The 6,409-nt window shown below is 44.2% G+C and carries 13 protein-coding genes; all 13 read right to left on the bottom strand.

Going from position 1 to position 6,409, the window contains the following annotated elements; genetic code table 11:
- Nucleotides 1–779, bottom strand: a 779-nt coding sequence (locus Q0198_RS04515) for an AAA family ATPase (RefSeq protein WP_297895495.1), incomplete at its 3' end; no start/stop codon positions are given.
- A 103-nt stretch (nt 780–882) separates the two neighbouring features.
- Entirely contained in the window at nt 883–1,302 is a 420-nt protein-coding gene (locus Q0198_RS04520; protein WP_297895497.1) for a YopX family protein, read from the bottom strand.
- Nucleotides 1,303–1,312: 10 nt separating this feature from the next.
- On the bottom strand, nt 1,313–2,104 hold the full coding sequence (locus Q0198_RS04525) for a phosphoadenosine phosphosulfate reductase family protein (protein WP_297895500.1): 792 nt from the start codon (nt 2,102–2,104) through the stop codon (nt 1,313–1,315).
- A 66-nt stretch (nt 2,105–2,170) separates the two neighbouring features.
- Complete coding sequence (locus Q0198_RS04530; RefSeq protein ID WP_297895509.1) at nt 2,171–2,314, bottom strand: hypothetical protein; 144 nt, start codon at nt 2,312–2,314, stop codon at nt 2,171–2,173.
- Between the two features lie 12 nt (nt 2,315–2,326).
- A complete protein-coding gene (locus tag Q0198_RS04535) occupies nt 2,327–2,815 on the bottom strand; it encodes a host-nuclease inhibitor Gam family protein (RefSeq protein ID WP_297895512.1) in 489 nt (162 codons plus the stop codon).
- Nucleotides 2,776–2,940, bottom strand: a complete 165-nt coding sequence (locus tag Q0198_RS04540) for a hypothetical protein (protein WP_297895514.1) — start codon at nt 2,938–2,940, stop codon at nt 2,776–2,778. The genes Q0198_RS04535 and Q0198_RS04540 overlap by 40 nt, the downstream gene beginning before the upstream one ends.
- Nucleotides 2,933–3,286, bottom strand: a complete 354-nt coding sequence (locus Q0198_RS04545; RefSeq protein WP_297895516.1) for a DUF4406 domain-containing protein — start codon at nt 3,284–3,286, stop codon at nt 2,933–2,935. The genes Q0198_RS04540 and Q0198_RS04545 overlap by 8 nt, the downstream gene beginning before the upstream one ends.
- A gap of 75 nt (nt 3,287–3,361) precedes the next feature.
- Complete coding sequence (locus Q0198_RS04550) at nt 3,362–3,670, bottom strand: hypothetical protein (RefSeq protein WP_297895518.1); 309 nt, start codon at nt 3,668–3,670, stop codon at nt 3,362–3,364.
- Complete coding sequence (locus tag Q0198_RS04555) at nt 3,667–3,942, bottom strand: sigma factor-like helix-turn-helix DNA-binding protein (protein ID WP_297895520.1); 276 nt, start codon at nt 3,940–3,942, stop codon at nt 3,667–3,669. Before Q0198_RS04555 ends, Q0198_RS04550 begins: the two co-directional genes overlap by 4 nt.
- Before the next feature lie 245 nt (nt 3,943–4,187).
- Nucleotides 4,188–4,409: a hypothetical protein gene (locus Q0198_RS04560; protein WP_297895522.1), complete on the bottom strand. Its 222-nt coding sequence runs from the start codon at nt 4,407–4,409 to the stop codon at nt 4,188–4,190.
- The gene (locus Q0198_RS04565; protein ID WP_297895524.1) at nt 4,406–5,101 is read right to left on the bottom strand and encodes a Rha family transcriptional regulator; all 696 of its coding nucleotides are present in this window, start codon (nt 5,099–5,101) and stop codon (nt 4,406–4,408) included. Before Q0198_RS04565 ends, Q0198_RS04560 begins: the two co-directional genes overlap by 4 nt.
- A gap of 170 nt (nt 5,102–5,271) precedes the next feature.
- Complete coding sequence (locus Q0198_RS04570) at nt 5,272–5,502, bottom strand: transcriptional regulator (protein WP_297895526.1); 231 nt, start codon at nt 5,500–5,502, stop codon at nt 5,272–5,274.
- Nucleotides 5,503–5,506: 4 nt separating this feature from the next.
- Nucleotides 5,507–6,409, bottom strand: a 903-nt coding sequence (locus Q0198_RS04575; RefSeq protein ID WP_297895528.1) for a hypothetical protein, incomplete at its 5' end; no start/stop codon positions are given.

A 6,409-nucleotide genomic window follows, 5' to 3' on the forward strand; every position in this document is an offset into this window, starting at 1 on the left:
GTTTTATTTAGCTCCCCAAGCTCCAGCGCGCGCCTGATCTCAGCGGTAAAGCCGAGCTCGTATTCGCTCATCCTCGCAAGCTGCAGATCAAGCTCTTTTAGCTGCAAACTTGCTAGATCCACGCAAAAGCCGCCGTCTTTTACCCCCGCGCGCTCTTTTGCTACTTCGCATAAAAAATTTAGCTCGTTTTGCTGGCTGGGGCGCTTGATGAGATGATACATTACATCGAGCGAATTTCTGATATGGTTGCTGCCTTGGTAGTTGCGCCCATCCTTATTTGAGTGATGCAGAATCAAGATCGTAGCGCCGGCTTCGCGCAAATTTTTAAGTGCTGCAAATAGCCTATTTACGCGGTTATCGTTATTTATATCCACGAAATCGCGCAGGCTATCAAGTATGAAAACGCAGCCCTCATACGCTTTGCCGATCGCGTTTTGTTCCAGCTTCATCACGAGCTCGAAGCCGTCCATTTCGATACTTGAGCGCTGAATGTAGCTGAGATTTGGAAAGCGATTTATGAGGAGTCGGTCTACTCCGCGCTGCTTTAGTACTCCGACGGGATTATCGTAATCAATGAAAAACACTCTCTGGCTTTCCTCGCAGAGCCTTTTAGCTAGCGCGAATGCCATGTAGCTTTTGCCTGTGCCGCCGTCAGCATAAATCAACGTAATAAGTCGCTTAACTAAAAAATCCTCTATCAAAAATTCGATTTTCTCGTTAAAGCTTTCACTTTTTAGACTCGAGCTTTGTAAAAAGTCGAATATATCGTTTTCGTTCATATCGGTGTCCGTCTTTCTTAATCTTTCAGTATTATTAGCGCTACTATCGCCGTGATGCTAAGCGCGATAAATATCGTGCTCTCAAATATCAAAAAGAGCTGCATTATTTAATCTCCAAATTTGGGTTCTCATAGATGTTGCCGATGACTTCAAACTCATCTGAAGCGTTTTTGAATTCCTTAGTAATTGGATAATCCGGGTTTATTCTGCTCAAGTCGTGCATATAAAATCCGCAATCAAAGCAAATTTTATAAGTGCGCAATCCCCATCTAACGAAGAAGCCCGTATAAATTTCTACGCCGTTTTTGTCATTTACACCTGTATATTGCATTAGCTCGATTTTACGGAAAGAAACCTCGAAGCAGGTTTGCTCTTTTTCGCTCCAAAGCGTAGCTATTTCATTCGCGAAATTTAGATCCATTACTTCATATATTCCTTTTGGAATTTTCTCATATCCAAGCGTTATTCCGTTTGCCAGTCTCTGACTGCAACGCAAAAACGCCCTAAATTTAATCTCTCTCATCGCCTATCCTCTAAATTTTACAGAAGCAATCTTTCAGAGGCTCATCGTCAAACGCCAAAGAGCCTTGCCTGCTTAGGCGGATAAATTCTGCCTCCATATCCGTGCAGGTTAAATTCCCTGCAAACCACGACGTATTCAATACTGCTTCGCCGCTATCTTGCAAAGTCAAAAGCTCAGCTTCGATCCGCTTCATATACTCCCATTCGGGCTTGAAATTTTTCCATACTTGATAGAAAGCGCGCTTTGACTGCGCGGGGCAAAAGTAGCAGCCCGTGCGGCTGAAAAACCTATATAGCGGATTTTCCATCTCGCGCTCTTTCAGATATATCGTGCAGTCTGCTTCGCTCATATCGTAGTCATCTATGAGCGGATAAAGAAACTCATTGCCGTCCATTCTGCGGCGGGTTTCGTCCGTAGTGTAGCCGATATAGATCTTATATTCGTCGAAGTTCTGCGCCTTTAGCCAACGCTCAAACGGCGCAACTTTCGCCTCTCTCCGCCACGCACAAAAACCCTGCGTCTGCGGAGCGGGGAGGCCCCGAATGGCACCTTTGTTTTCGCCTCTGCTTATGCGTCCGAAAATGCACTCCTCAAAACTCATTGCAGGTCTTAACTTTGTGATCTCCTTGCCATATCGCGCCTTGAAATACTCGCCGAGCTTGGCGATATATTCATACATAACCGGGAATTCGTGCAAGGTGTCGTAAAAAACAATATGATCGAGTGGCTTTTTGTCGCGCAGTAGCAAATCTAGCATCGCCGTGCTATCCTTGCCGCCCGAAAGCGTTGCGATGTGGGTCATCTCTTTCCTTTAAATTTAAACTCTTTAACAAGCCTTTAAAGCCGATTAAAAGGCTTGTTAAAGGGCTTAAAGCCCTTTAACAAATGTCTTTAGTTTCGCCCTTCTGACATATCTAGGCAAAGGCCTGTTTTTATTGTCTCTTGAGCCTTTAAATTTGCTCCAGTATATTTGAAACATGCTCTCTTTTGAAGTTAGCGAGTCGTTTTTCATCTGCTATCCTTTTTAGACATTTGCGCTTTGCAAATTTTCTATCTTGGTTTCGATGCGGAAGTTGTCTTTCACCGTGCGCTTTAGCCCAAGCTTAACGAGGCTTGCGTCATCAAGCTCGCAAATCGCGTCTTTATTTATAGTCTCCTCGTAGGATATGCAATCATCAAGCTTATAGCTCTTTAGCGCTTTGATGAGCTTTTCGACCTTTTCTTTTATGCGCGGCAAGCTTACGCTTTTACTGAGCTTATAGCCTATCTTACCGAAGGTGAAATCCTTACTGCGCTTTTCGGCGAACTCCGCCTTATTGCTCTCGCAAAAAGCCGTGATTTGGGCTTCGATATATTTCTTTTCGCTATCGAGCTTTTCTACCCGGGCTTTTTGTGCATCCTTGATCTCGTTGCACTTTAGCGTTATCTCTCCGTTTATATCGGCAAGCGCCACCTCTAACTCGCATACTCGCTTTAGCGCGTTATCGACATCTGCGAAGTTTTTGATTTCCATAGTTTTTCTCCTAAAATTTTAAATTTTTTGGCTAGCCCGTATTTTATGACGTAGCCGTATCGTAGGCAGATCGGAAGTTTATTTTTATTCTTCTTTACGATCCGCACCGCATGCCTCTCACTCATCAAACAAGCTAAATTTCAGCTCCCTCACGCCGAGCTTTTTTGCAAGCTCTCGCTCGTATGCCATGCCCTTGCTATTTTCGCTACCCTCGCAGGCAAAAAAGTAGTAGTAGCTACATACCGAGAGGAGCTCCTCGCAGTTTTTCATTATTCGCTCGCGCTCCAGCTCGCTATACACCCCCATCCATGCAAGCACAGGCGATATAGGCTCGTAGCCGTTGGCGCGCACGATGGCGCAGGCTTGCTCGGCAAGCTTGCGGGCATAGTAGTCGCGATCTCGCTCATGCTTGCACGGGATGCTTGCATACGGCGAGCTTACGAAACAGAGCCTTGCCGTTCGTTTGTCCATTATCTTTTGCTCCTTTGTTTTAAAATTTAAGCTTTAGCGCTTATATAGGCTCTTGCAAAAAGAGCCCGATAAACGTTACGCCTCTCTTAGATATCTTAAAATTTTCTCAATATACAGATCTGCCGCCATCGTCTCATCGGCGCAAATATGAAGTCTACCGAAGCTCGCAATTTCCGCGCAGGGCTTTTTACTCCCGTAGTAAAAGCTCACATAAAATGCCCAGCCCTTTACGAGCAACCCGCCTCTTATCTCGTCGCGACGCACCGAGCGCAAACCTACGCTTACCGTGGAGGGTACGGTGGCGCTCATCTTTGCGTGTAGTTCGCGAAGTGAGCTCGCGCTGTAGTTTTCGGCGCTTAGATTTATTAAATCCTTAAGCTTCAACTCTTCGTTCCTTTCAGGCTCCAGCCGCTGCCGAGTCTTTGAGCTTCGCAGCGCTCAAGTTCGGCGATGGTTTCAAATATCTCCATCCACTTCTTGCGGTTTTTCGGGTGCCTAAGCTTCGCAAGCGCCGTGCGCTCTATCATCGCGACGCGCTCGACGCTGATACCTAGCATCGCCGCAAGCTCGCGGTAAGCTACATCCGCATCACCCTTTAGCATCCTCACCCGCTCGGCGCATACCTTGTCCGTGCGGTAGCCCTGAATTCTTTGCATTTCACCCTTCCTTTTGTTTTAACTTCTCGGGCGAGCTAAGCCCGCCCTGCGAGCGGGAGCTGCGCTCCCTGCACCCACCTAAAGTTACTGCCTGCTATCGCAGGCACTTTCAGTGGTTAATTTCTCGGGCGAGCAAAACGAGCGTAGCAAAGCAGAATAAAGCCCGCTGCTACGGTTTGGAATGATTGTAGCAAAAACGGGCGGAATTTTTAACAGGGGCGATCTCTCGCCCCGATGAAGTTATTTTATGCCTTAGCGGGCGATAGCCCCTCAGCTTTCGCTCGAACCATATCGTCGCTTGCGCCGTCGCAGGATCTGCTTAAAAGATAGAGCGCTTCTTTTAGCCCGCTCGGGCTTTCGTAATTCTCGCATACTAAGCCAAGACCTTGCATTAAAACGCCTAGGCATAAAAGCATATCCCTTGCCCTATCCGCCGCATCAATATAGGCAATACTTACCTCCCTCATAGCGCACCTCCGAAAAGTTCGCTCGCGCTGCCTAAACTGCGAGATCTTATCGCGTTTCGTACCGCCGTATCACTGCGACCGAGCCTGCGGCATATCTGCGCCTGCGATAGCCCGCTTTCATACAGCCTTGCTACTTCATCTCTCTCCGCTTCGCTTAGCTTGGTGGATTTCTTAAGCAGCTGCCCGGCTCCTTCGGCATCGCGACGCAATAGGGCGTTTTCGCGCTCAAGTGCGGCGGTGTATTTGCGGCTAGCTTCGATCAGCTCGCCTGCAAGGGCGGAGTTTTTGGCTTGAAGCTTATCTATCTTTTCGTTTAGGACGCCCATATTGTCGATAATAGCGTCTAAGTGAGAGTTGCCGCGCTTAATCATCGCCTCCATCTTATTAAAAGCGGCAATAAACTCTATTTTCCACTTATAAGCTCGCTCGCCCGTAAAACCCATAACGAGAAGCGAAAATCCGTCGCGGGTCATTTTATACATTGGACGAAATTCGCCTTTTTGGTCTTGATATTTAACGAGCGAAAAATTCCGTTCGTTAAAATCATCAGTTGGAAATTCGGATATTTTCGCTATAATATCGGCATGGCGTTTCTCAAAAACTGCTGCAACACTTAATGAAGTGGTGAATATCCCATTATCCATCACTTCAAACTCTACGCTTTGGTCGTTAATGACTACTAAATTTTTCATCTTTTACTCCTTTGGCAAAATTTTAAACGATTGAAGTCTTTCGACAAACCTTAGACCATAAGCCACTAAATGACTTTTATGGCGTAATTATATACTAAAAAGGACTTAATGTCAAGTATTTAGGTTTTGTAAAGTAGTTTTAATGCGTAGAATAATACTTTAAAAGACTTTTAAGAGTTTAAAAAGTCTTTTAAATTTTTCTTAAAATCTTCACAAGTCTTGAGCTTTGCTTCCAAGTCTTGAATTTTGAAGTATTGAGAAATGGCAAAACTCATAGGTTCGCTTACGTTTCCGACGGCCGCATTTTTGACGGCGCTCTCGGAATACCCTATCAGCTCTCCCAGCTGCTTATAGGTAAGCCCCAGCCGCTTGCAGGTAGTTTTGATTAGATTATCGCTCATCTTACTATTCTCCGCCCATAACATCCAGAATAGCAACTTCCTTTATTTTGCCGTATTCTTTAACAGTGCGTATCTTCAGCTTCACATTATTGCCTCTTTCTATAGCAGTGGCCAGCTTTATGCGTTGATCTGCGTTTATAAGGTTCGCGCTAACCCATTTTATGCCGTTTACGTCTATTTTAAATTTTCTATCTCCGCTATTTGTCTTTTCGTATCCTAAAATAGTAAATTCTCCGATTTGATCATCCGTTGTCGTCGTGTCGGTTAACTCTTTAAACTCGAATTTTTTTACTTTTTCGTGAGTTATAGGCTCTTCTTCGTCGTTGAATACGGCACTTTCGTCGTCACGAAGCACGGTAGCTACGGTCTTTTTCGGCTCATTAACGGCATTTTGTAATTTTTTATCAGACTTTAGGTCTGCTATGATACGCCTATTTTCGCTTTCAGCGCTTATTTCAGCCAAATTTTCGATATGCGTTAAATACTCACTGTAGGAGTATCCGCCTAAAATCGCTAGCGTTATAAATACGATTACAATCACTTTGTATGGATCACTCATATTTTTTATACTCTCCAATAAAGTTGCAATTAAGTCTTTTAGCTCTATTTGTAGGCTACCACGTTCCAATTTAAACTTTAAAAGTTTAGTCTTGTCTATATTTTCAACATTATAATTTTTTTCCAAAGTGGAAACTATTTTATAAAAATTATTTTGATACGATAAAACTATTTCGGCTATATTGGCATCTATAAGGCCTATGTCAAAATTGTCGAATCTACCACCTTTTAGTTTGATAGTATATGATATTTGCCCTATTTTATCTACGATAACGCTTTCGCCATTTATGAGTTTTTTTTGTAAAGAGCATAAATCGCTTAAAGTATTTATAGAAAAACATGCTTTTTG

Source organism: uncultured Campylobacter sp. (genome assembly GCF_938045205.1).
Lineage (GTDB): Bacteria > Campylobacterota > Campylobacteria > Campylobacterales > Campylobacteraceae > Campylobacter_B.